A 22,695-nucleotide genomic window follows, 5' to 3' on the forward strand; every position below is an offset into this window, starting at 1 on the left:
TGGAGATCTACGGGCGGTTCAGCCGGGCGGTCAGGCGAGCTTCAGGGTGACCGCGGACTGGAGGAGTTCGGGCCCGCTCCAGGTGGAACGGGTGCCGGCGTAGGCGGTGCCGAAGTCCGTGGTGCCGAGGAGGAGCTGCTTCTTGGTCCCGTTGGGCGCGGTGATCGGGGCGAGCACGCCGGACGGCGCCTTGACGGTGACGTCCTTGCCGATGCGGTAGGCGGTGACCTGGTTGTTGGCGAGCGCCTTGTTCCAGGCGGTGCGGCGGCTCAGCTCGACGCCGGTGTCCTTCATGCTCTGGTTGACGAGGGGCGCGGTGGGCGCGTAGAGGGTCCGGTAGGTGTCGAGCACCTGGTTGAGCACCGGGTACAGGGTGCGGTCCTCGGCGAGGTTGGACTGGTGGACGTAGTGCGGCTTCGGGTCGTTGTTGATGACGTGCCGCAGGGCGGTGCGGGCCTCGGCCGGGACGATGTAGTCGAGGTAGCCGTTGGTGGCGTCCAGCGGGTCCGGCAGGCAGGTGGAGGTCGCGGGGTTGTCCTCGCAGAGGCCGCTGCCGCCGTCCTCGCGGCTGGTGTAGATCCAGTTGTACTCGTCGGCCATCTCCGCGTTGGTGCCCGTGTTGTAGTACACGTTCATCGGGTAGCGCGGGACGGTCAGGGCGGCGCCCACGGCCCGCTGGTCGGGCTCGCGGGAGTTGTCGCTGCCCGCCCACTTGACCCCGTTGTCGGCGAAGGCGCCGGCGAGGTTGGGGTTGTCCGCGGGCTGCTGCGGAAGCGTCTTGAGGCCGGAGTGCTCACCGGTGACCAGCTCGGTGCGGTCGGTGGTGATGCCCTTGGAGACGGCCCAGTTGTAGTTGTCGCGGATCTGCGCGGAGATCTCGGCCCGGCTCATGTAGTTGGTCGCGCCCTGCGCGGTCTTCGTGCAGGTCCAGGGCGAGGTGCTGACGTCCTGGGCGCAGCCGAGGAACAGGTGGGTGTAGGTGTGGTTCATCCACCGGTACTTGGCCCGGTCGGCGATCAGCTGGGCGGTCAGCGCGTCCACCCCGCCGTGCTCCGCCTTCCACTCCTCCCCCGCTCCCGCGTTGAAGAGCATGTCGAGCTTGAAGTTCTTGCTCGTCTGCCACTGGGCCGCGTACTGGGCGTCCGCGGCGGTCATGCGGATGTCGCTCTCCTGGCCCTCGCCGCCCGCGCAGGCGTAGTCGCCCGGCGTGCAGTTGAGGTCCTTGCTCCAGCGGGCGTCCGGGGCGAAGACGTCGTCGACGTGGACGGCGAAGTAGTTCCGCTCCTGGCCGAGGTGGACCCCCTGGGTGAGCCATTCGACGACGCCGCGGGCGATCAGCCGGAACTGCTGCTGGTACTGGTTGTAGCCGAAGGTGACGACCAGTTCGCTGCGCCCGTCGTGGGTGTACTCGCCGACGAGCGAGGCCCGTCCGGAGCCGACGGGGGCGTCGAGGTAGCTGGTGTAGCCGGCGCGCGGCTTGCCCATGAAGCCGTAGCTCTCCGGGACCAGCGGCGAGTTGTCCTCGAAGGTGACCTGTCCCCCGAGGTAGGCGAAGGGGCCCGCCTTGCCGGCCGCGGTGATCGAGGCCTGGGTCCCGTCGAGGGTGCCGCCGTAGCCACCGTTGTCGGTGTACTCCAGCCCGACCTCGGGGTGCGCCCAGGTGTAGGCGTCCACCTGGCGGATGCCGTACGTCGTCTCGTACGCCGTGAGCGCGGCCATCTCGGCCGAGCCCGCACCGAACGGGTTCTCGTTCGGCAGGATCACCCCCTGGAACTTGGCGCGCGGCCGGCCGTCGACCGTGTCGCTGAGGTACGCCGCGTTGATCACCGGGCGGCTCGTGCTGCCCAGGTCCACCCGGGTGAACGGGACTCCCGTGTCCCGGAGTTCCGCGGTGAGCGCCTCGACCGAGCTGCCACCGTCGTCGACGACCAGCACCTTCAGGTCGATGCGCGGTGTCGCGACCGCGGCCTGCGCGGTCGCGGCGGGTACGGCGACGGACATCAAGGCTGCCGCGGCCATGGCGGCGGCGACCTTGTTCATCCGGTTCTTCTTGACCATGTCGGCCTTCCCCCCGCAGGCATCCCTCGGAACGACCCAAGGCGGAAGGCCGGGCCGGGGAGGCACTGTGGAAATCATGCAAAGGAACCCCGCGTCCCCTTGCGAGAGTGGCTCGAGTCTCTCGGACCTCGTCACGTCTACGGGGCAAACCTGGAGCAGAGTCCACAGATGGGTGAACCTGTAGGCGCATTGATCGAACATCTTGACAAATCATCGAGTGCCGTACGGACGAGTACGGGCGCGTAGGCTCATTTCCGGCGGCCGACGGGCCCGAATACGATCGCTGCGGAGCGACCGGCGACCCCGACGCGTCCGCGGCTCCTCTACACACAAACGGAAGAGAGACTTCACCACCGTGACTGTTCTGACTCTCAGCACTGCCGGCGCGGCCACGCTGCGCGCCGACGCCCTCGTCGTCGGCGTGGCGAAGGGCCCGAAGGGACCCGTCGTCGCCGCCGGCGCGGAGGCCGTGGACAAGGCGTTCGACGGAAAGCTCGCCGCCGTGCTCGACGCACTCGGTGCCTCGGGCGCCGAAGGCGAGATCACCAAGCTGCCCGCGCCGGCCGGCCTCAAGGTCCCGGTCGTGCTGGCGGTCGGTCTGGGCGCGGCACCCGAGCAGGACGAGTCCTTCGACGAGGAGGCCCTGCGCCGCGCCGCCGGCGCCGCCGCCCGCGCGCTGCACGGTGCCAAGAAGGCCGCCTTCGCGCTCCCCTTGGACGACGCCTCCGCGGTGACCGCGGTGGCCGAGGGCGCGCTCCTGGGCGCGTACGCCTTCACCGCCTACCAGGGCGGCGAGAAGAAGAACGGCGCCAAGAACGGCGGCCCCAAGCTGCCGCTGGCCGAGGTGGCCCTGCTCGGCGCCAAGCCGCGCGACAAGGAGCACAAGGCCGCGGCCGAGCGCGCCTCCGTCGTGGCGGCCGAGGTCAACATCGCCCGCGACCTGGTCAACACCCCGCCGAACGACCTCACCCCCGAGGCCTTCGCCGCCGTCGCTTCCGCGGCCGCGAAGGAGAACGGCGTCAAGGTCCAGGTCCTGGACGAGAAGGCCCTGGTCAAGGGTGGCTACGGCGGCATCATGGGCGTCGGCAAGGGCTCCGAGAACCCGCCGCGCCTGGTCAAGCTGACCTACACCCACCCCAAGGCGGAGAAGACCCTCGCCTACGTCGGCAAGGGCATCACCTACGACTCGGGCGGCATCTCCCTGAAGCCGGCCGGCCACAACGAGACGATGAAGTGCGACATGGCCGGCGCCGCCGCCGTGTTCGCCTCCGTCATCGCGGCCGCCAAGCTGGGCCTCCAGGTCAACGTCACCGGTTGGCTCGCCCTCGCCGAGAACATGCCCTCCGGTTCCGCCACCAAGCCCGGCGACGTGCTGCGCATGTACAGCGGCAAGACCGTCGAGGTCCTCAACACGGACGCCGAGGGCCGCCTCGTCCTGGGCGACGCGCTGACCAAGGCCTCCGAGGACAACCCGGACGCGATCGTCGACGTCGCCACCCTGACCGGCGCCATGGTGCTCGCCCTCGGTGACCGCACCTTCGGGATCATGGCGAACGACGACGCGTTCCGCACCTCGATCCACGAGATCGCGGAGGAGGTCGGCGAGTCCTCCTGGCCGATGCCGCTCCCCGAGGACCTGCGCAAGACCATGGACTCCCCCACCGCCGACATCGCCAACATGGGTGTCCGGATGGGCGGCGGCCTGGTCGCGGGTCTCTTCCTCCAGGAGTTCGTCGGCGAGGGCATCACCTGGGCCCACCTCGACATCGCCGGCCCGGCCTTCCACGAGGGCGGCCCGTACGGCTACACCCCCAAGGGCGGCACCGGCTCCGCCGTGCGCACGCTGGTCCGTCTCGCCGAGCGCACCGCCACCGGCGACCTGGGCTGACGCGGGACCCGCGCCCCGCGCGCGAAGTGTGACGTACGCCTCAAGCCCCGGTCGCACGCTCGATCGGGGCTTGAGGCGCGTTCACCCACAACGAAATCCGTACCTTCATACGCCGCGGTAACCCTTGCTTCGTGCGGATCGACTTGCCACATGCCGGGCCCGGCGTCCCGCGTTCCCCCGACAAATGCGAAGATGGGTTCTCGGCAGGACAGGGCCCCCACCACAGGGCCGAAGAAGCAAGCGGCCGATTACCAGCCGCCGCCCGGTCACAGAGGACCGGTGCCCGGCGCACATGCATGGAGGACGTGACGTGGCGAACGACGCCAGCACCGTTTTCGACCTAGTGATCCTCGGCGGTGGCAGTGGCGGTTACGCCGCGGCTCTCCGCGCATCCCAGCTGGGTCTCGACGTTGCGCTGATCGAGAAGAACAAGCTCGGCGGCACCTGCCTGCACAACGGCTGCATCCCCACGAAGGCTCTGCTGCACGCCGGTGAGATCGCGGACCAGGCGCGCGAAGCCGGCCAGTTCGGCGTGAAGGCCTCTTTCGAGGGCATCGACATCGCCGGGGTGCACAAGTACAAGGACGAGGTCATCTCCGGCCTCTACAAGGGCCTGCAGGGGCTGGTCGCCTCCCGCAAGGTCACCTACATCGAGGGTGAGGGCCGCCTCTCCTCGCCGACTTCCGTCGACGTGAACGGCACCCGCGTCCAGGGCCGCCACATCCTGCTGGCGACCGGCTCCGTGCCGAAGTCCCTGCCGGGCCTGAACATCGACGGCAACCGCATCATCTCCTCGGACCACGCTCTGGTCCTGGACCGCGTGCCGGAGTCCGCGATCGTCCTGGGCGGCGGCGTCATCGGCGTCGAGTTCGCCTCGGCGTGGAAGTCCTTCGGCACCGACGTCACCATCGTCGAGGGCCTCAAGCACCTCGTGCCGGTCGAGGACGAGAACAGCTCCAAGATCCTTGAGCGCGCGTTCCGCAAGCGCGGCATCAAGTTCAACCTGGGCACCTTCTTCGACAAGGCCGAGTACACCGAGAACGGTGTGCGCGTCACCCTCGCCGACGGCAAGACCTTCGAGGCGGAGGTGCTGCTGGTCGCGATCGGCCGCGGCCCCGTCTCCCAGGGCCTGGGCTACGAGGAGCAGGGCGTCGCGATGGACCGCGGCTACGTCGTGGTCGACGAGTACATGCAGACCAACGTGCCGACCGTCTCGGCGGTCGGCGACCTCGTCCCGACCCTCCAGCTCGCGCACGTCGGCTTCGCCGAGGGCATCCTGGTCGCGGAGCGTCTGGCCGGCCTGAAGGCCGTCCCGATCGACTACGACGGTGTCCCGCGCGTCACCTACTGCCACCCCGAGGTCGCTTCCGTCGGCATCACCGAGGCCAAGGCCAAGGAGATCTACGGCGCGGACAAGGTCGTGGCGCTGAAGTACAACCTTGCGGGCAACGGCAAGAGCAAGATCCTGAAGACCGCGGGCGAGATCAAGCTCGTCCAGGTCAAGGACGGTGCCGTGGTCGGCGTCCACATGGTCGGTGACCGGATGGGCGAGCAGGTCGGCGAGGCCCAGCTGATCTACAACTGGGAAGCCCTGCCGGCCGAGGTCGCGCAGCTCATCCACGCGCACCCGACCCAGAACGAGGCTCTCGGCGAGGCCCACCTGGCCCTGGCCGGCAAGCCGCTGCACGCACACGACTAATCGTCACGGGCGCGACGACCACTTCCGCACTTTCGTAAGGAGCAACTGAAACCATGTCGGTTTCCGTAACCCTTCCGGCGCTCGGCGAGAGCGTCACCGAAGGAACTGTCACCCGTTGGCTGAAGGCCGAGGGCGAGCGCGTCGAGGCTGACGAGCCGTTGCTCGAGGTCTCGACCGACAAGGTCGACACCGAGATCCCCTCTCCCGTCTCCGGCATCCTGGCCTCCATCAAGGTCGCCGAGGACGAGACCGTCGAGGTCGGCGCCGAGCTGGCCGTCATCGACGACGGTTCGGGCGCCCCGGCCGAGGCAGCCGCTCCGGCCGCCGAGCCGGCCGCCGAAGAGGCCCCGGCCGCTCCGGCTCCGGCAGCGGAGGCCCCCGCGGCCCCCGCCCCGGCCGCCGAGGCTCCCGCCGCCGCCCCCGCCGGTGCCGCTTCCGGCACCGACGTCGTGCTCCCCGCCCTGGGCGAGTCCGTCACCGAGGGCACCGTCACCCGCTGGCTCAAGGAGGTCGGCGACTCCGTCGACGCCGACGAGCCGCTGCTGGAGGTCTCGACCGACAAGGTCGACACCGAGATCCCCGCCCCGGTTTCCGGCACCCTGCTGGAGATCCTGGTCGCCGAGGACGAGACCGCCGAGGTCGGCGCCCGTCTCGCCGTCATCGGTGTCGCGGGTGCGGCTCCGGCCGCCGCCCCGGCCCCGGCCGCTCCGGCCCCGGCCGCTGCTCCGGCTCCGGCCGCCGCCGCCCCGGCTCCCGTCGCCGCTCCGGCGGCTCCGGCCGCTGCCCCGGCTCCGGTCGCCGCTGCGGCCCCCGCTGCCGCTCCGGCCCCGGTCGCCGCTCCGGCTCCGGTCGCCCCGGCCGCTCCCTCCGCCCCGGCCACGGCCGGTGACGAGGGCGCGTACGTGACCCCGCTGGTGCGCAAGCTCGCCTCGGAGTCCGGCGTCAACCTGTCCACGGTCTCGGGCACCGGTGTCGGTGGCCGTATCCGCAAGCAGGACGTCGTGGCCGCCGCCGAGGCAGCCAAGGCCGCCGCCGCCGCTCCGGCCCAGGCCGCCCCGGCCGCCAAGGCCCCGGCTGCCGCCGCGGTCTCGGAGCTGCGCGGTCAGACGGTCAAGATGACCCGCATGCGCAAGGTCATCGGCGACAACATGATGAAGGCCCTGCACTCGCAGGCGCAGCTCAGCTCCGTGGTCGAGGTGGACATCACCAAGATCATGAAGCTGCGCGAGAAGGCCAAGGCCGGCTTCCTCTCCCGGGAGGGCGTCAAGCTGTCCCCGATGCCGTTCTTCGTCAAGGCCGCGGCCCAGGCGCTGAAGGCCCACGCGGTCGTCAACGCCCGGATCAACGAGGACGAGGGCACCATCACCTACTTCGACTCGGAGAACATCGGCATCGCCGTCGACTCCGAGAAGGGCCTGATGACCCCGGTCATCAAGGGTGCGGGTGGCCTCAACCTGGCGGGCATCTCCAAGGCGACCGCCGATCTGGCCGCCAAGGTCCGCGGGAACAAGATCACGCCGGACGAGCTGTCGGGCGCGACCTTCACCATCAGCAACACCGGCTCGCGCGGTGCGCTGTTCGACACGGTCATCGTGCCCCCGAACCAGGTCGCCATCCTGGGCATCGGCGCGACGGTCAAGCGCCCGGTGGTCATCGAGACCGCCGAGGGCACGAACATCGGTATCCGCGACATGACGTACCTGACCCTGTCCTACGACCACCGTCTGGTGGACGGTGCGGACGCGGCCCGTTACCTCTCGGCCGTCAAGTCGATCCTTGAGGCCGGCGAGTTCGAGGTCGAGCTCGGCCTGTAAGGTCTCGCGCCCTGCCTCGGCGGGCGTTGGCGGCGCCCCCGTCCGGACTCGTCCGGGCGGGGGCGCCGTCGTTGTAACGAGCCTCACCCTCAGTCCCTGACGGGGAACGCAACGCAGCAGGCCACGGCGGCCGTATTGTCTACGCATCAAGCCCCTGCGTGCCGCCCCCACAGGAGATGAACCGCCGATGATCACCCCACCCGTCGTGCACTCGCTGCGCGAGCAGATCCGCGAGCACATCGTGGAGGGGATCGTCAGCGGCCGCTGGAAGCCCGGCGAGCGGATCGTGGAGCGGCGCATCGCCGTCGAGCTGGAGGTCAGCCAGACGCCCGTACGGGAGGCCCTGCGCGAGCTGGAGACCCTGCGGCTGATCGAGTCGGCGCCGAACAAGGGGGTCCGCGTGCGGAACCTCTCCGCGGCCGACCTGGAGGAGATCTACCCGGTCCGGGCCGGCCTGGAGCAGATCGCCGCCGAACTGGCCGCGCCCCGCCTGGCGGCCGACTGCACGGCCCTGGAGCCGCACGTGGCGGCCCTGTGGGAGGCCGACCGCAGCGAGGACGGCACGGCGCAGGTGCGCCACACCGTGGGCTTCCACCGGGAGCTGGTGCGGGCCGCCGGGAACAGCGTGCTGCTGCACACCTGGGAGAGCCTGGGCATCGAGGTCTTCACGGCCCTGTCCATCCGCTGGCTCGGGACGGTCCAGAAGTCCTACGCGGAGGAGCACGAAGCCCTCGTCGCGGCCTTCCGTGCCCAGGATCCGGACATCGGCCTGCTCGTGAAGCGGCATGTCCTCGGGTGCGCGCCCCGCGCCTGATCCCGCCCCACCCGCCCGCCCGGGGCCTCCCCGGGCCCGCCGGGCGGGCCCGGTCAAACCTGTCCTGACCTGCGGTTTTTCGGAAGTCTCCAGCAGGCTTCCGGCGCGCCGCCGTGCACTCCTCCCACGGGCACGGCGTGCCTGGATTCATGGCACCGGGTGCCGACTTTTGGCCAGGTGACATTTATTCGTCACTTTTATTTGATCGATCATCGATCAGCGCTTTACAGTCAACCCGGACCCCACCCGGGTCCATTGACCCTGTCCTGCCCGTCAGGGTTTTCTTCACCACCACCTCTCCTTTGTCCGGAAGGCGGCGCACACCGATGTCCGACCCCGTAGGAAAGCTTCCGAGCGAGCTCGACCAGCTCCCGGACCGCGACACCGAGGAGACCGCCGAATGGGCGGCCTCGCTCGACGCCGTCGCCAAGGCCGCCGGTACGCGCCGCGCCGAGTACCTGCTCCGTCGCACGCTCCAGCACGCCGAGGCCGCCGGCCTCGCCCTGCCGAAGCTCCTTGAGACGGATTACGTCAACACCATCCCCACCTCCGCCGAGCCCGAGTTCCCGGGCGACGAGGAGATGGAAGCCAAGATCACCGCCTGGAACCGCTGGAACGCGGCCGCCATGGTGACGCGCGGCTCCAAGTACGGCGTCGGCGGCCACATCGCCACCTTCGCCTCCGCCGCGTGGCTGTACGAGACCGGCTTCCAGCACTTCTTCCGCGGGAAGGAGGCCGACGGATCGGGCGACCAGCTCTACATCCAGGGCCACGCCTCCCCCGGCATCTACGCCCGCGCCTTCCTCGACGGACGCGTGTCCGAGCAGCAGCTCGACCGCTTCCGCCAGGAGGCCGGCGGCAACGGTCTGCCGTCCTACCCGCACCCGCGGCGCCTGCCGTGGCTGTGGGAGTTCCCGACGGTGTCCATGGGCCTCGGCCCGCTCTCCGCGATCTACCAGGCGCGCTTCAACCGCTACCTGCAGAACCGGAGCATCAAGGACACCGCCAACTCGCACGTCTGGGCCTTCCTGGGCGACGGCGAGATGGACGAGCCCGAGTCGACCGCCGCCCTGGCCCTGGCCTCCCGCGAGCAGCTCGACAACCTGACCTTCGTCATCAACTGCAACCTGCAGCGCCTCGACGGTCCGGTCCGCGCCAACTTCCGCGTGGTCCAGGAGCTGGAAGCCCAGTTCCGCGGCGCCGGCTGGAACGTCATCAAGTCGCTGTGGGGCTCCGCCTGGGACGAGCTGTTCCAGCTCGACACCACGGGCGCCCTGGTACGCCGCCTGCGCGAGGTACCGGACGCGCAGTTCCAGACGTACGCGACCCGCGACGTGGCCTACATCCGCGAGCACTTCTTCGGCGCCAACACCGAACTGGTCCAGCTCGCGGGCGTGCTGTCCGACGCGAAGATCATCGAGTGCTTCCACACCTCCCGCGGCGGCCACGAGCCCCGCAAGGTGTACGCCGCGTACAAGGCCGCCCTGGAGCACAAGGGCGCGCCGACGGTCATCCTCGCGCAGACCGTCAAGGGCTACACGCTGGGCGCCGGGTTCGAGTCGAAGAACGCGAACCACCAGATGAAGAAGCTCACGATCGACGAGTTCAAGAGCATGCGCGACAAGCTCGGACTCCCGATCCCCGACAGCGCCTTCGTCGACGGTCAGGTCCCCTACGGCCACCCGGGCGCCGACAGCCCCGAGGTCCGGTACCTGAACGAGCGCCGCGCCGCGCTCGGCGGCCCGGCCCCGGCCCGCAACGTCAAGCACGTGGCCCTGCCGGCTCCGGCGGACCGTTCCTTCGCCCCGCTGCTCAAGGGTTCCGGCAAGCAGGAGATGGCCACCACCATGGCCTTCGTCCGGCTCGTCAAGGACCTGATGCGGGACAAGGAGACCGGCAAGCGCTGGGTGCCGATCGTCCCCGACGAGGCCCGTACCTTCGGTATGGAGTCCCTCTTCCCGTCGGCCGGCATCTACTCGCCGCTGGGCCAGACCTATGACCCGGTCGACCGCGACCAGCTCATGTACTACAAGGAAGCCAAGGACGGGCAGATCCTCAACGAGGGGATCACCGAGGCCGGCGCCATGGCCGACTTCATCGCCGCCTGCACGTCGTACGCGACGCACGGCGAGCCGATGATCCCGTTCTACATCTTCTACTCGATGTTCGGCTGGCAGCGCACCGCCGACCAGATGTGGCAGCTCGCCGACCAGCTCGGCAAGGGCTTCATCGTCGGCGCCACCGCCGGTCGCACCACGCTGACCGGTGAGGGCCTCCAGCACGCCGACGGCCACTCGCACCTGATCGCGTCCACGAACCCGGCGTCGCTCAACTACGACCCGGCCTTCGCGTACGAGATCGCGGTGATCGTCAAGGACGGTCTGCGCCGCATGTACGGCGAGACGCCGGAAGACGTCTTCTACTACCTGACGGTCTACAACGAGCCGAAGGTGCAGCCCGCGATGCCCGAGGGCGTCGAGGAAGGCATCCTCAAGGGTCTGTACCGCTTCAACACGGCGGCCGACCTGGCGGAGGCGGCCCCGGCCGCCGACGCGCCGAAGATCCAGCTGATGGCCTCCGGTACGGCGATCCACTGGGTCCTGGAGGCGCAGAAGCTGCTCGCCGCCGACTGGAACGTGTCCGCCGACGTCTGGTCCGCCACCTCGTGGGGCGAGCTGCGCCGCGACGCGCTGGACTGCGACGAGGCACTGCTGCGCGGGGAGCTGCGCACCCCCTACGTCACCCGCGCGCTGGAGGGCGTCACCAGCCCGGTGCTCGCCGTCTCCGACTGGATGCGTCAGGTGCCGGACCAGATCAGCCAGTGGGTCGAGCAGGACTACACCTCGCTGGGCACGGACGGCTTCGGCCTCTCCGACACCCGCGAGGGCGCCCGCCGCCACTTCGGTGTCGACGCCCAGTCGATCGTCGTGGCCGCGCTGGCCCAGCTCGCCCGCCGCGGCGAGGTCCCCGCGTCCTCCATCAAGGAGGCCCGGGAGCGCTACGGCCTGTAGCCGCACCGCGCACACGTGACGAAGGCCGGTGTCCACCCCCACGGGGGTCGGACACCGGCCTTTGGCCGTATGCGCGGTGGCGGTGCGGGGGCCGACCCGTGATGCTGGAGCGGTGATGGACGAGACAGAGTTCTGGGAGATTGTCGACAGCACCCGAGCGGCCGCCGAAGGCGACCCGGAGGAACATGCCGACCTCCTCGTGGAGCGGCTGGTGCGGCTCGACCCCGACTCCGTCATGGACTTCGCCAGGCACTTCGAGTCCCGCTACAACCGGGCGTACACCTGGGAGCTGTGGGGCGCCGCCGCGATCCTGCTGAACGGGGCGAGCGACGACGCCTTCGACTACTTCCGCTGCTGGTTGATCGGCCAGGGCCGGGAGGTCTTCGAGGGCGGGGTCCACGACCCCGACCACCTCGCCGAGCTGCTGGGCGAGTTCGACGAGGAGATCGACGGGGACGGCGAGGAGCTGGGGTACGCGGCGGACGAGGCCTACGAGCAGCTGACCGGGTCGCAGCCCCCGGACCTGGGCGTCCCGCAGCAGGCCGCAGAGCCGGAGGGCACCGTGCTCGACCTTGAGGACGAGGCCTCGCTGGCCGAACGCTTCCCCCGGCTCTGGGACCGCTTCGGCGACTGAACCCGCACGGGGTTCGCGGCGGCGGTCTACGGCCTAGTAGTGCGTGCCGCCGTCGATGCGGATCTCCGTGCCGGTGATGAACGAGCCGTCCTCGGAGCCGAGCATGGCGACGACGCCGGCCACGGCCTGGGGGCCCGCGAAGCCCTGGCCGAGGGCCGGGGCGAGCTTGGTGAACAGGCTCCAGTCGGTGTCCTCGGGCAGGCCGGGGCCGTTGCCGGTGGTCATGCCGGACTCGATGGAGCCGGGGGCCACGGAGACGAAGCGCAGGCCCTGCTTGCTGTACTCGGCGGCGAGCGCGTGGGTCATGGACTGGATGCCGCCCTTGCTGGCCGCGTAGGCGGACATGTAGGGGTGGGCGAAGGACGCCGACGTGGAGCTGAAGTTCACGACGACGGGCTGGTCGCCGGCGAGCAGCGCGGGAAGCGACTCGCGGATCATCAGGAAGGTCCCGGTCAGGTTGACCGCGATGACCTTGTTCCAGAATTCGAGCGTGGTCTGGTGGGTGTGCGCGGAGCGCAGGATGCCCGCGGCGTTGACCAGCACGTCCACCCCGCCGAGCGCGTCCACCGCGGCGGCGACGCCCGCTTTGACGGACGCCTCGTCGGATATGTCCAGGACGGCGGTGGTCAGGCGGTCGGCGTGACCGTCGGCGCCGGCGCGCTCCGCGGTGGCCTTGAGGCCGGCTTCGTTCACGTCCACGGTGTGGACGCGACCGCCCTCGGACAGAATGCGGTGGACGGTGGCCTGGCCGATGCCGGAGCCGCCGCCGGTGATGAGGACACGACGTTCTTCGTAACGGTTCATGGTGCGAGCGTACCGACTGGATGGCACGTTTTGCCACCCTGTCAATGCATGCAATCGCTCGACATGCCGGACGGTACGCTTCACCCGTGAGATCTCCTCGTCCGTACGCCCCCCAGAGCGGCCCCGGGACCCCGTCGCTGACCGAACGCCGCAAGGCCGCCACCCAGATCGACATCGCCCGCGCGGCCTGCGAACTCTTCGCGGAGCACGGTCCCGACGGCACCACCGCCGAGGACATCGCCCACCGCGCCGGTGTGGCCCTGCGCACGTTCTACCGCTACTTCCGCAACAAGCAGGAGGCCGTGGCCCCCCTGCTCGCGGGCGGCGGCGACGCCTGGCGCGCCCTGCTCGCCGAGGAGGACCCCGGCACCCCCCTGACGGAAGCCCTGGAGCGCGCCGTGACGCGCGCGCTGAGCGACTCGCAGGCCGTCGAGGAGGGCCTGGAGGTCACGCGGGGGCTGCTGCGGGCGGCGGCCACGGACGAGGCCCTCAGGGCCGTCTGGTACCGGGTGAACCAGGAGTCGGAGGAACGTCTGGTGCCGGTGGTGGCACGGCTCGCGGGCCCCGGGGCGGACCCGATCGGCGTACGCCTGCTCGCGGCGGCGGCCACGGACGCGATCCGCGTGGCGCTGGAGCTGTGGTCGGCCGGCGACGCGCCCGTGTCGGGCGGCCCCTCCTCCCCGGCGGCCCTGGCGGTCCGCTGCCTGCGCGAGCTGACCGGCGCGATGCCCCTGCTCCGCTGAGGCGGAACAGGGGCATCGCGGGCCCCGGAGGGCGGGGTGCGCGGGATCAGCGCCAGTAGCCCCGGTCACTGTGGTTCCAACTGGCGTTGTCCCAGTTGGAGTCGCGCCAGTTCGAGTCGTGCCGGTTGCTGTCACGCCAGTTGCTGTCGTGGCCCCAGTTGTTGTGGCCCCAGTTGCTGTCGTGGCCCCAGCCGTTGTGGCCCCAGTCGTCGTTGTTGCCGTTCCCGCAGTCGTCGTCGTCCCAGCGGGAGTCCGACCAGCGGGAATGGTTCGATCCGCCCCAGCCGCCGCCGTCGTGGGCGGACGCGCTGCCGACCGGCAGCAGGGCGAGGGTGAGGCCGGCGGCACCGGCGATGACTGCTCCGACGATCCTACGGCGCATCTTCATGCACCTCCGAACGTATGTCGCTTATGTGGCGTTTAGGTCAATTCAACCCTCGCCCGGCCCGGGCCACCTGTCAAAGGCAAAAGGCCCCCCGCAGCACTCCGAAGAGTGCTGCGGGGGGCCTTCACCAGGCATGGAGCAATTTTTCGCGAGGCCGAGGCCTAGAGGTCGAAGTACAGCTCGAACTCGTGCGGGTGCGGACGCAGCGCGATCGGGGCGATCTCGTGCGTGCGCTTGTAGTCGATCCAGGTCTCGATGAGGTCGGGGGTGAAGACACCGCCGGCCAGGAGGTACTCGTGGTCCTCCTCCAGGGCCTTGAGGACGTCCTCAAGGCTGGTCGGGACCTGCGGGACGCTCGCGTGCTCGTCGGGCGAGAGCTCGTAGAGGTCCTTGTCGATCGGCTCCATCGGCTCGATCTTGTTCTTGACGCCGTCGAGGCCCGCGAGCAGCAGCGCCGCGAAGGCGAGGTACGGGTTCGAGGACGGGTCCGGCGCGCGGAACTCGACGCGCTTGGCCTTCGGGTTCGAGCCCGTGATCGGGATGCGCATGGCGGCGGAGCGGTTGCGCTGCGAGTACACCATGTTGACCGGCGCCTCGAAGCCCGGCACCAGGCGGTGGTAGGAGTTCACCGTGGGGTTGGTGAACGCCAGCAGCGACGGGGCGTGCTTGAGGATGCCGCCGATGTAGTAGCGCGCCATGTCCGACAGACCCGCGTAGCCGGTCTCGTCGTAGAACAGCGGGTCGCCGTTCGCCCACAGCGACTGGTGCACGTGCATGCCCGAGCCGTTGTCGCCGAAGATCGGCTTCGGCATGAAGGTCGCGGTCTTGCCGTTGCGCCAGGCGACGTTCTTCACGATGTACTTGAAGAGCATCAGGTCGTCGGCCGCGGCGAGCAGCGTGTTGAACTTGTAGTTGATCTCGGCCTGGCCGCCGGTGCCGACCTCGTGGTGCTGGCGCTCGACCTGGAGGCCCTGGGCGTCGAGCTCCAGGGAGATCTCGGCGCGCAGGTCCGCGAAGTGGTCGACCGGGGCTACGGGGAAGTAACCACCCTTGTAGCGGACCTTGTAACCACGGTTGTTGTCCTCGGAGCCGGTGTTCCAGGCGCCGGCCTCGGAGTCGATGTGGTAGAAGCTCTCGTTCGCGGTCGTCGCGAAGCGCACGCTGTCGAACACGTAGAACTCGGCCTCGGGGCCGAAGAACGCGGTGTCGGCGATGCCGGTGGAGGCGAGGTACGCCTCGGCCTTCTTCGCGATGTTGCGCGGGTCGCGGCTGTAGGCCTCACCCGTGATCGGGTCGTGGATGAAGAAGTTGATGTTGAGCGTCTTGTCCTTGCGGAACGGGTCCAGACGCGCGGTGCTGATGTCGGCACGCAGCGCCATGTCGGACTCGTGGATCGCCTGGAAGCCGCGGATCGAGGAGCCGTCGAAGGCCAGCTCCTCGTTCGGGTCGAACGCGCGCCCCGGGATGGTGAAGTGCTGCATCACACCAGGCAGGTCGCAGAAGCGGACGTCGACGAACTTGACGTCGTTCTCCTCGATGTACTGCTTCACTTCGTCGGCGTTCTGGAACATCCAACTCCTCCTACTCCCGGCCCCGGGGCAGGGACGGGTTTTTTTAGCTCGTGGTGCGTCAGTGCGGTGTCGCACGCTGACCCGACCATAAGCAGACGGGATTTCCCAAGCATGACCCATTTGTTTCGCACAAGTTAACCAGGGTCCGGCCCGAGGGCGTCGAGGCGCCACCGGTACCGTGGTGGAGTGGACAACAGGCAAGCAATCGGATCCTGGCTCTCCGGCCCCCGCGCCACCGCCGAGGAGATGGGCGTCGACTTCGGCTATCCGGGGCAGCAACTGGGTCTCCCCCAGTCCGGGCCGGGCTCGGTGGCCCGCTTCGGACGCCGGCTCGTGGCCGTCGCCATCGACTGGGTCGGCTGTCAGCTCATCGCATACGGGCTGATCACCCACGGCGACATGAACGGTACGGCCAACTGGACTCTGGCGCTCTTCGTCGCCCTGACCCTCCTGACCGTGAGCACCGTGGGATTCACCCCCGGCAAGCGGATGCTCGGCCTCCGGGTGATGTCGCAGGACGGCGGGCGGCTCGGGATCCCCCGCGTGGTGCTCCGCACCCTGCTGCTGGCGCTCGTGATCCCGGCGCTGATCTGGGACCGGGACGGGCGCGGTCTCCACGACCGGCTGGCGAAGGCCGTCCAGGTCCGGATCTGACCGGTCCCTTTCCCGCTCCCCCCGCGTACACACAGGGGCGCCCCCGTGGCCGTTCGGCTCGGGGGCGCCCCTGTGGTGGTTCGTGTGTGTATACGAAGAGCGGGTCAGCGCATCTTTCCGCCGCGCGGCATCCGCATCCCCTTGGGCATCGGGCCCTTCGGGACCGGCATGTTGCTCATGAGGTCGCCCATGGCCCGGAGCTTGTCGTTGACCTGCGTGATCTGCGGGCCGGACAGCACGCGCGGCAGCTTCAGCAGCGTCGTACGGACCTTCTTGAGCGGCACCTCGCCCTCGCCGGTGCCCACGATGAAGTCGTGGACCGGGATCTCGGGCATGATCCGCGCCAGCTTCTTCTTCTCGGCCCCGAGCAGGGTCTTCACCCGGTTCGGGTTGCCCTCCGCGATCAGGACGACGCCCGCCTTGCCGACGGCCCGGTGGACGATGTCCTGGTTCCGGTTCATCGCGACGGCCGGGGTGGTGGACCAGCCCCGTCCCACGTTGTCCAGTACGGCCGCGGCAGCGCCCGGCTGTCCTTCCATCTGCCCGAAGGCAGCCCGCTCGGCCCGTCGTCCGAAGACGATCGCCATCGCGAGGAACGCCACCAGGAAGCCCAGGATGCCCAGGTAGACCGGGTGGCCGATCAGGAAGCCGACCGCGAGAAAGACACCGAAGGTGACGATTCCCACGCCCGCGACGATCAGACCGACCTTCGGGTCGGCCTTGCGCGTCATCTTGTACGTGAGGGCGATCTGCTTCAGTCGCCCTGGGTTCGCAGCAGTCTCTGCGTTTGACTTCCTCGCCATACAGCGAAGTTTACGTGGCTTGCGAGGTCCGGGTCGCCGCGGCCTCAAGTACGTGTTCGGTTTCGTCCCGGTCCATGGCCCTGCGGCGGTCCTCCAGGACGGCCGTCCAGGCGTTGCGACGGGCACCGCTCATGAGCAGGGATTCGATGCCGCGGAAGGCTTCCGCGAAGGACGGGATGGCGATGGCGCGGACGGGCGCGGCCTGCATGATGTCGGTCCCTCTCTCGGAGCTCGCTCGTTTTTTGTGTGCGGTGCGTGGACCCAGCGTCACTGACTGGTGTTACCAGGGCATGACCGGCCGGTCAAACGTGATGAAATATTGACGCGGCCCCCACGCTCTCCTCGAAAGAGCGTAGGGGCCGCGTCACTGCGGTGTTACCGCTTGGTAAGCATGTGTGCGTGAGTTCACACGGTCCACCCGGTTGCCCGCGTCACACCGTGTCGCACCGCACCGCGCCGGCTCAGACCGACGCGCGCTTCTCCATCGCCTGGGTGTAGAGGCGACCGGCCCGGTAGGAGGACCGGACCAGCGGGCCGGACATCACGCCGGAGAAACCGATGTCCTCGGCCTCCTTGGCCAGCTCGACGAACTCGGCCGGCTTCACCCAACGCTCGACGGGGTGGTGGCGCGGCGAGGGGCGCAGGTACTGGGTGATGGTGATGAGCTCGCAGCCGGCCGCGTGCAGGTCGCGCAGCGCCTCGCTGACCTCTTCGCGCTCCTCGCCCATGCCGAGGATCAGGTTCGACTTGGTGATCAGGCCGTACTCGCGCGCCTTGGTGATCACGTCGAGCGAGCGCTCGTAGCGGAAGCCCGGGCGGATCCGCTTGAAGATGCGGGGCACGGTCTCGACGTTGTGCGCGAAGACCTCGGGGCGGGAGGCGAAGACCTCCTCCAGCAGCTCCGGCACCGCGTTGAAGTCGGGGGCCAGCAGCTCGACCTTGGTCTGGCCGGACTCGCGGCCCGCCGTCTGCTGGTGGATCTGGCGCACGGTCTCCGCGTACAGCCACGCGCCGCCGTCGGGCAGGTCGTCGCGGGCGACGCCGGTGATCGTGGCGTAGTTCAGGTCCATGGTGACCACGGACTCGCCGACACGACGCGGCTCGTCACGGTCCAGGGCCTCGGGCTTGCCCGTGTCGATCTGGCAGAAGTCGCAGCGCCGGGTGCACTGGTCGCCGCCGATGAGGAAAGTGGCCTCGCGGTCTTCCCAGCATTCGTAGATGTTCGGACAACCGGCTTCCTGGCACACCGTGTGCAGTCCTTCGCCCTTCACCAGGGCCTGCATCTTGGTGTACTCGGGGCCCATCTTCGCCCGGGTCTTGATCCACTCGGGCTTGCGCTCGATGGGGGTCTGGGCGTTACGGACCTCGAGGCGCAGCATCTTGCGTCCGTCGGGTGCGACTGCGGACACGACCGGCTCCCTGTGACTTCGATTCTTCGGCGCCCACCAGGGTACGCCCGTAATTTCATACGTTCTTACGTCGGCCAACCGGTGGACGCCGGCGCCCATTCCCCGCGCGGGTCAGCCCGTGGCGGGCTCGACCTCCCGCGGCTTCGGTTCGGCCTGCTCCAGCACGTCCTTCAGGTGGCGCTCGACGACCGGCAGCACCTCGGCGACGGTGACGTCACGGCCCAGCTCGTAGGAGAGCGAGGTCACACCGGCGTCGCGGATGCCGCAGGGGATGATCCGGTCGAACCAGGTGCTGTCCGGGTTCACGTTGATCGCGAAACCGTGCATGGTGACGCCCTTGGCGACACGGATGCCGATGGCGGCGAGCTTGCGGTCCTCGCGGCGCTGGCCGGCGTTGGAGGGCGCGTACTCGGGGCCGTTCAGGCGGGGGTCGAACTCCTCGTCCTGCAGACGGGGGTCGAAGTCCAGCGAGAGGCCGCCGATCCTCGGGCGCTCCTCCACGGGGTCCCCGAGCACCCAGACTCCGCTGCGGCCCTCGATCCGGGTGGTCTCCAGGCCGAACTCGGCGGCGGTGCGGATGAGGGCCTCCTCCAGGCGGCGCACGTGGGCGACCACGTCCACCGGGCGGGGCAGCTTCATGATCGGGTAGCCGACCAGCTGACCCGGACCGTGCCAGGTGATCTTGCCGCCGCGGTCCACGTCCACGACCGGGGTCCCGTCGAGGGGGCGCTCGGCGGGATCGGTGCGTCGGCCGGCGGTGTAGACGGGGAGGTGCTCCAGCAGCAGGCAGGTGTCCTCGACCTCGTCGGCGAAGCGGGCGGCGTGCACGCGGCGCTGCTCCTGCCAGGCCTCGGTGTACTCGACGGATTGCGGCCCGAAGCCCAGATGGACAAACCGAAGCTCAGTCACCGCAGCGCCTCCTCGTTGAACCTGCTGTGTGCACGTATCGCACCCGGCAAGGGTACGGCGGCACGCTCCCGCCCCCCGCGCTGCCCTCAGGCGTCCGGTCGGGGACCCGGCGGCAGCGGGCGGAGCCGGCGTCCCCGGGGCGGCCTGTCGGGGTCCTCGTCGGCCCGGGGCAGCCTGCGGTGGCCCTCCGAGTGGTCGTTGACCCAGCCGCACACCCCGCACGCGTACCGCCCGTCGAGGCCCGCGATGTAGGTGCCGCACCGGCGGCACTCCGCCTCGGTCAGCTCGGGGGCGGGGAGCGGGGCGGTGGACTCCGTGAACGTGTCGGGGGAATGTGCCCCGTGGGTCCGCTGGGTCATGGGGCGCAGCGTACGCGGGCGGACCGGGTCGGTCCGTAAAGAGTCCTACGCATTCTGCACACGATCGGATGAATGTGGGGCAGAGAGGGCGGTCCGGGGGGAGTTGGCCGCTACATTCACGCCGTTCAGAGGGCCGGAACCCCGGTCTTTCACGCCAGGAAACCGTGGAGACGATGACGGAACGACCTGCCCAGCGCGTCCCCAACCGGCAGCTCGCGGCACTGATCGCGGAAGCCGGGTTCTCCAACGCCGGGCTCGCCCGCCGCGTCGACCAGCTCGGGCTGGAGCACGGTCTGGACCTGCGGTACGACAAGACCTCCGTGACCCGGTGGCTGCGCGGCCAGCAACCCCGCGGCACCACCCCCGCGCTGATCGCGGAGGTCTTCACCCGGCGCCTCGGGCGGCGCCTGTCGGCCCAGGACCTCGGACTGGACGCCTGCGCGCCCGTGTACGCGGGGCTGGAGTTCGCCGCCACCCCCGAGGAGGCCGTGGACATCGCGAGCGGGCTGTGGCGCAAGGACTCCGGCTCGCACGCCGAACTGCGCAAGATCGCCTTCACCCCGGCCGGGCTGGTGGTGCCCAGCCGGGACTGGCTCATCGGCCGGGCCGACGAGCGCGTGGGCCGCGGCGCCGACCCCGCCGCGGCCCGGGTCCCGCCGCAGGGCCGGGCCACGGTGCCCAGGCAGCGCCAGATCGACCGGGGTCCCGGCCAGCGGGTCACCGGCGGGGACATCGCGGCGCTGCGCTCCGTCGGCGACCTGTTCCGGACCCTGGACCACGCCTACGGCGGCGGCCACGCCCGCCAGGCCCTGGTGCGCTACCTGGAGCACGAGGCCGAGCCGATGCTGCGCGGCACCTACGGGGAGACCACCGGGCGGCGGCTGTTCTCCGCCGCCGCCGACCTGACCCGGCTCGCGGGCTGGACCTCGTACGACATCGCCGCGCACGGGCTGGCCCAGCGGTACTTCGTCCAGGCGCTGCGGCTGTCCCAGGCCGCCGGGGACCGGCCCTACGGGTCCTACGTCCTGGTCACCATGAGCCGCCAGGCGGTCTACCTCGGGCACGGCCGGGAGGCGGTGCAGCTGGCCCGGGTGGCCCAGCAGGGCGTGGGCTCGGGCCCGCCGCCGGTGGTGCAGGCCCTGCTGCACTCCGCCGAGGCGCGCGGGCACGCGGTCCTCGGCGAGGTCCGGGCGGCGACGGCCTCGTTGGTCCGGGCCGAGCGGGCGCTGGGCGCGGCCCGGCCGGGCGACGACGTGCCGCACTGGGCGCGGGCCTTCGACGAGGCGCAGCTCGCGGACGAGTTCGGGCACTGCCACCGGGACCTCCAGCAGTACCGGGCCTCGGCGCAGCACGCGGAGCGCTCGCTCCAGCTGCGGGCGCCCGGGTACGCGCGCTCGCGGCTGTTCTGCCGGGTGGTGCTGGCGACGGCGCGGCTGGGGCTGGGCGAGCTGGACCAGGCGTGCGCGCTGGGGGCGGAGGCGGCGCAGCAGGCGATGGAGATGCGGTCGGTGCGCGCGGTGGAGTACGTACGGGACTTCGAGCGGCGCCTGGAGCCCTACCGGGACGCGTCGGCGGTGCGGACGTACCGGGACCGGGTGGCGGCGCTGTCCTGAGGGGACCCCGGCCGTGTCCGGGACGGTGTGGCGAAGGCCCGGCCCCCGAGGGGGTCGGGCCTTCGCGTCGCGGGTCGATCTCAGGCCGCCACCGGGAGGGCCGGTTCCGGGGCGGCCGGCAGCGGGACACCGAAGTCGCGCAGCAGGGCCGTGGCGGCCCGGCGGGCCGAGTGCAGGGCGCCCTCGACGGTGTTGGAGTCGCGGTGGTCGCCACACACGTAGAGCCCCGCCAGGAGCCGGACCGGGCGCCGCAGGTCGTGCGGCGGGGGCATCGCCGGGACGGCCTCAGGGGTGTGGTGGACGGCCAGGAGGTCCCAGTCCCGGGTCGAGGTCTCGTAGAGCCGGGCCAGGCGGGCGGCGACCGTCCGGGCGGGCGGGGGTGGGCCGTGCACGGTGGTGGTGACCAGGCTCCGGCCGGCCGGGGCCCGGGTGGGGTCGACGGCGCTCATGACGGTGGTGTGCGCGAGGGGCCACTTCGGGTCGCCGTCCAGGAGCAGCGAACCGTCCCAGGGCAGGGGCCCGGGGGTCGCGTGGTGGATGACGGTGACCTCGTGGAAGGCGGGTACGCGCAGCCCGGGCAGGAGGTCGGCGGCGGCGCGGGCGCCGGTGGCCAGGAGCACCGAGCGGCAGCGGAAGTCGCCGTGGGCCTCGGTGGTCACCAGGTTGGTGGCCACCGACCGGACGCGGACCCCGGTGCGTACGGTGCCGGCCGGCAGTCCGGCCGCGAGCAGGTCGGGCAGGGTGGCCGCGCCGCCCTCGGGCACGGCGAACCGGCCCCGGGCGAAGGTGCGCAGGGCGAGGTCGGCGACCCGGCTGGAGGTGGTCAGGTCCGGGTCGCGGAGCAGGGCGGAGAGCAGGGGGCGCAGGACCCCGTTGACGGTGCGCGGAGGCAGCCCGCGCGAGCGCAGGGCGGCGAGGGCGGTGCGTTCGGGCCGGGCCAGGATCCGGTCCCGCGGCAGGGCGGCGAGCCGGCCGAGGGCGGCGCTGAGTCGGGCCTGGTCGAGCGAGCCGCCGGCCAGGGCGCGGGCGGGGGTGCGGGCCCCGGCCCGCTGGCGGCGGCCGTCGGCGCCCTGCACCAGGACGCCGGCGGCGAAGGGGCGCAGGACGAGCCCCGACAGGCCGGGGGTGCGGGCCGGTTCGGTGTACGCGGTGCTGAGGAGCTGGCCGACCCGGTCGAGCCGGAAGCCGTCGGTCGACGCGGTGGCCATCCGGCCGCCGGGATCGTCGGCGGCCTCCAGGACGGTGACCGTGACCCCCGCCGCGATCAGGTGGTGTGCGGCCGCGAGTCCTGAGACTCCGGCTCCTACGATGACGACGTCCGCATGGTGCGCGGCATGGTGTGTGCTGCTGAGCACGTGCCCCTCCCCGAGGTCGGCGCGGCGATGTGGGGTTCCTCCTTCCCTCAACGGGCTCAAGGAGAACCCCGGTCCGGCCGGGGATTGCGCACAACTCCGGTCGCACGACGGTCGCATCCGGGTCACATACGGTCGCACATGGTCAGCCGGTGCGCCTGTGCAGCGCCTCCGC

At 70.7% G+C, this 22,695-nt stretch carries 19 protein-coding genes; 9 read left to right on the forward strand and 10 right to left on the reverse strand.

Features of this window, described 5'->3' with window-relative positions; genetic code table 11:
- Positions 1-30: 30 nt before the first annotated feature.
- Positions 31-2,058: a hypothetical protein gene (locus ACIOD1_RS20150; protein WP_365613776.1), complete on the reverse strand. Its 2,028-nt coding sequence runs from the start codon at positions 2,056-2,058 to the stop codon at positions 31-33.
- A gap of 355 nt (positions 2,059-2,413) precedes the next feature.
- On the opposite strand from ACIOD1_RS20150, the gene ACIOD1_RS20155 reads away from it, so the two are divergent.
- The 6 genes from ACIOD1_RS20155 to ACIOD1_RS20180 all read left to right on the forward strand — a co-directional run bounded on the left by ACIOD1_RS20155 (position 2,414) and on the right by ACIOD1_RS20180 (position 11,918).
- The gene (locus ACIOD1_RS20155) at positions 2,414-3,946 is read left to right on the forward strand and encodes a leucyl aminopeptidase (protein WP_365613779.1); all 1,533 of its coding nucleotides are present in this window, start codon (positions 2,414-2,416) and stop codon (positions 3,944-3,946) included.
- Positions 3,947-4,256: 310 nt separating this feature from the next.
- On the forward strand, positions 4,257-5,645 hold the full coding sequence (gene lpdA / locus ACIOD1_RS20160; protein WP_365613782.1) for a dihydrolipoyl dehydrogenase: 1,389 nt from the start codon (positions 4,257-4,259) through the stop codon (positions 5,643-5,645).
- A gap of 53 nt (positions 5,646-5,698) precedes the next feature.
- Complete coding sequence (gene sucB / locus ACIOD1_RS20165; RefSeq protein WP_401903677.1) at positions 5,699-7,459, forward strand: 2-oxoglutarate dehydrogenase, E2 component, dihydrolipoamide succinyltransferase; 1,761 nt, start codon at positions 5,699-5,701, stop codon at positions 7,457-7,459.
- Positions 7,460-7,649: 190 nt separating this feature from the next.
- Entirely contained in the window at positions 7,650-8,273 is a 624-nt protein-coding gene (locus ACIOD1_RS20170; RefSeq protein ID WP_365614988.1) for a GntR family transcriptional regulator, read from the forward strand.
- A gap of 326 nt (positions 8,274-8,599) precedes the next feature.
- Positions 8,600-11,284 carry a pyruvate dehydrogenase (acetyl-transferring), homodimeric type gene (gene aceE / locus ACIOD1_RS20175; protein WP_401903679.1) on the forward strand — a complete coding sequence of 895 codons (2,685 nt, stop codon included), beginning with the start codon at positions 8,600-8,602 and terminating at the stop codon, positions 11,282-11,284.
- 115 nt (positions 11,285-11,399) lie between these two features.
- Entirely contained in the window at positions 11,400-11,918 is a 519-nt protein-coding gene (locus ACIOD1_RS20180; protein WP_365613790.1) for a DUF4240 domain-containing protein, read from the forward strand.
- A 33-nt stretch (positions 11,919-11,951) separates the two neighbouring features.
- On the opposite strand, the gene ACIOD1_RS20185 is transcribed toward ACIOD1_RS20180, so the two are convergent.
- Complete coding sequence (locus ACIOD1_RS20185; protein WP_401903681.1) at positions 11,952-12,722, reverse strand: SDR family NAD(P)-dependent oxidoreductase; 771 nt, start codon at positions 12,720-12,722, stop codon at positions 11,952-11,954.
- Positions 12,723-12,808: 86 nt separating this feature from the next.
- Between ACIOD1_RS20185 and ACIOD1_RS20190 the strand changes: the two genes are divergently transcribed.
- Entirely contained in the window at positions 12,809-13,465 is a 657-nt protein-coding gene (locus ACIOD1_RS20190) for a TetR/AcrR family transcriptional regulator (RefSeq protein WP_401903684.1), read from the forward strand.
- 46 nt (positions 13,466-13,511) lie between these two features.
- On the opposite strand, the gene ACIOD1_RS20195 is transcribed toward ACIOD1_RS20190, so the two are convergent.
- Positions 13,512-13,847, reverse strand: coding sequence for a hypothetical protein (locus ACIOD1_RS20195; protein WP_365613799.1), 336 nt, complete (start codon positions 13,845-13,847; stop codon positions 13,512-13,514).
- A 164-nt stretch (positions 13,848-14,011) separates the two neighbouring features.
- Positions 14,012-15,421 (reverse strand): type I glutamate--ammonia ligase, encoded by a 1,410-nt coding sequence (glnA, locus tag ACIOD1_RS20200; protein WP_365613802.1) that lies wholly within the window; start codon positions 15,419-15,421, stop codon positions 14,012-14,014.
- A 186-nt stretch (positions 15,422-15,607) separates the two neighbouring features.
- Here glnA and ACIOD1_RS20205 point away from each other — a divergent pair, with 186 nt between their 5' ends.
- A complete protein-coding gene (locus ACIOD1_RS20205) occupies positions 15,608-16,075 on the forward strand; it encodes an RDD family protein (protein ID WP_365613805.1) in 468 nt (155 codons plus the stop codon).
- A 104-nt stretch (positions 16,076-16,179) separates the two neighbouring features.
- On the opposite strand, the gene ACIOD1_RS20210 is transcribed toward ACIOD1_RS20205, so the two are convergent.
- The 5 genes from ACIOD1_RS20210 to ACIOD1_RS20230 form a co-directional block, all read right to left on the reverse strand.
- Positions 16,180-16,878: a DUF4191 domain-containing protein gene (locus ACIOD1_RS20210; RefSeq protein ID WP_365613808.1), complete on the reverse strand. Its 699-nt coding sequence runs from the start codon at positions 16,876-16,878 to the stop codon at positions 16,180-16,182.
- A 10-nt stretch (positions 16,879-16,888) separates the two neighbouring features.
- Positions 16,889-17,086, reverse strand: a complete 198-nt coding sequence (locus ACIOD1_RS20215) for a hypothetical protein (RefSeq protein WP_365613811.1) — start codon at positions 17,084-17,086, stop codon at positions 16,889-16,891.
- Between the two features lie 253 nt (positions 17,087-17,339).
- Entirely contained in the window at positions 17,340-18,287 is a 948-nt protein-coding gene (lipA, locus tag ACIOD1_RS20220; RefSeq protein ID WP_365613814.1) for a lipoyl synthase, read from the reverse strand.
- 111 nt (positions 18,288-18,398) lie between these two features.
- The gene (gene lipB / locus ACIOD1_RS20225; RefSeq protein WP_365613817.1) at positions 18,399-19,196 is read right to left on the reverse strand and encodes a lipoyl(octanoyl) transferase LipB; all 798 of its coding nucleotides are present in this window, start codon (positions 19,194-19,196) and stop codon (positions 18,399-18,401) included.
- 86 nt (positions 19,197-19,282) lie between these two features.
- On the reverse strand, positions 19,283-19,555 hold the full coding sequence (locus ACIOD1_RS20230) for a hypothetical protein (protein WP_365613820.1): 273 nt from the start codon (positions 19,553-19,555) through the stop codon (positions 19,283-19,285).
- A gap of 173 nt (positions 19,556-19,728) precedes the next feature.
- On the opposite strand from ACIOD1_RS20230, the gene ACIOD1_RS20235 reads away from it, so the two are divergent.
- Positions 19,729-21,168 (forward strand): regulator, encoded by a 1,440-nt coding sequence (locus ACIOD1_RS20235; protein WP_365613822.1) that lies wholly within the window; start codon positions 19,729-19,731, stop codon positions 21,166-21,168.
- An 80-nt stretch (positions 21,169-21,248) separates the two neighbouring features.
- Here ACIOD1_RS20235 and ACIOD1_RS20240 read toward each other — a convergent pair whose 3' ends face one another.
- On the reverse strand, positions 21,249-22,523 hold the full coding sequence (locus ACIOD1_RS20240) for an FAD-dependent oxidoreductase (protein WP_365613825.1): 1,275 nt from the start codon (positions 22,521-22,523) through the stop codon (positions 21,249-21,251).
- Between the last annotated feature and the right edge of the window lie 172 nt (positions 22,524-22,695).

This window comes from Streptomyces sp. NPDC088097, assembly GCF_044741845.1.
Lineage (GTDB): Bacteria > Actinomycetota > Actinomycetes > Streptomycetales > Streptomycetaceae > Streptomyces.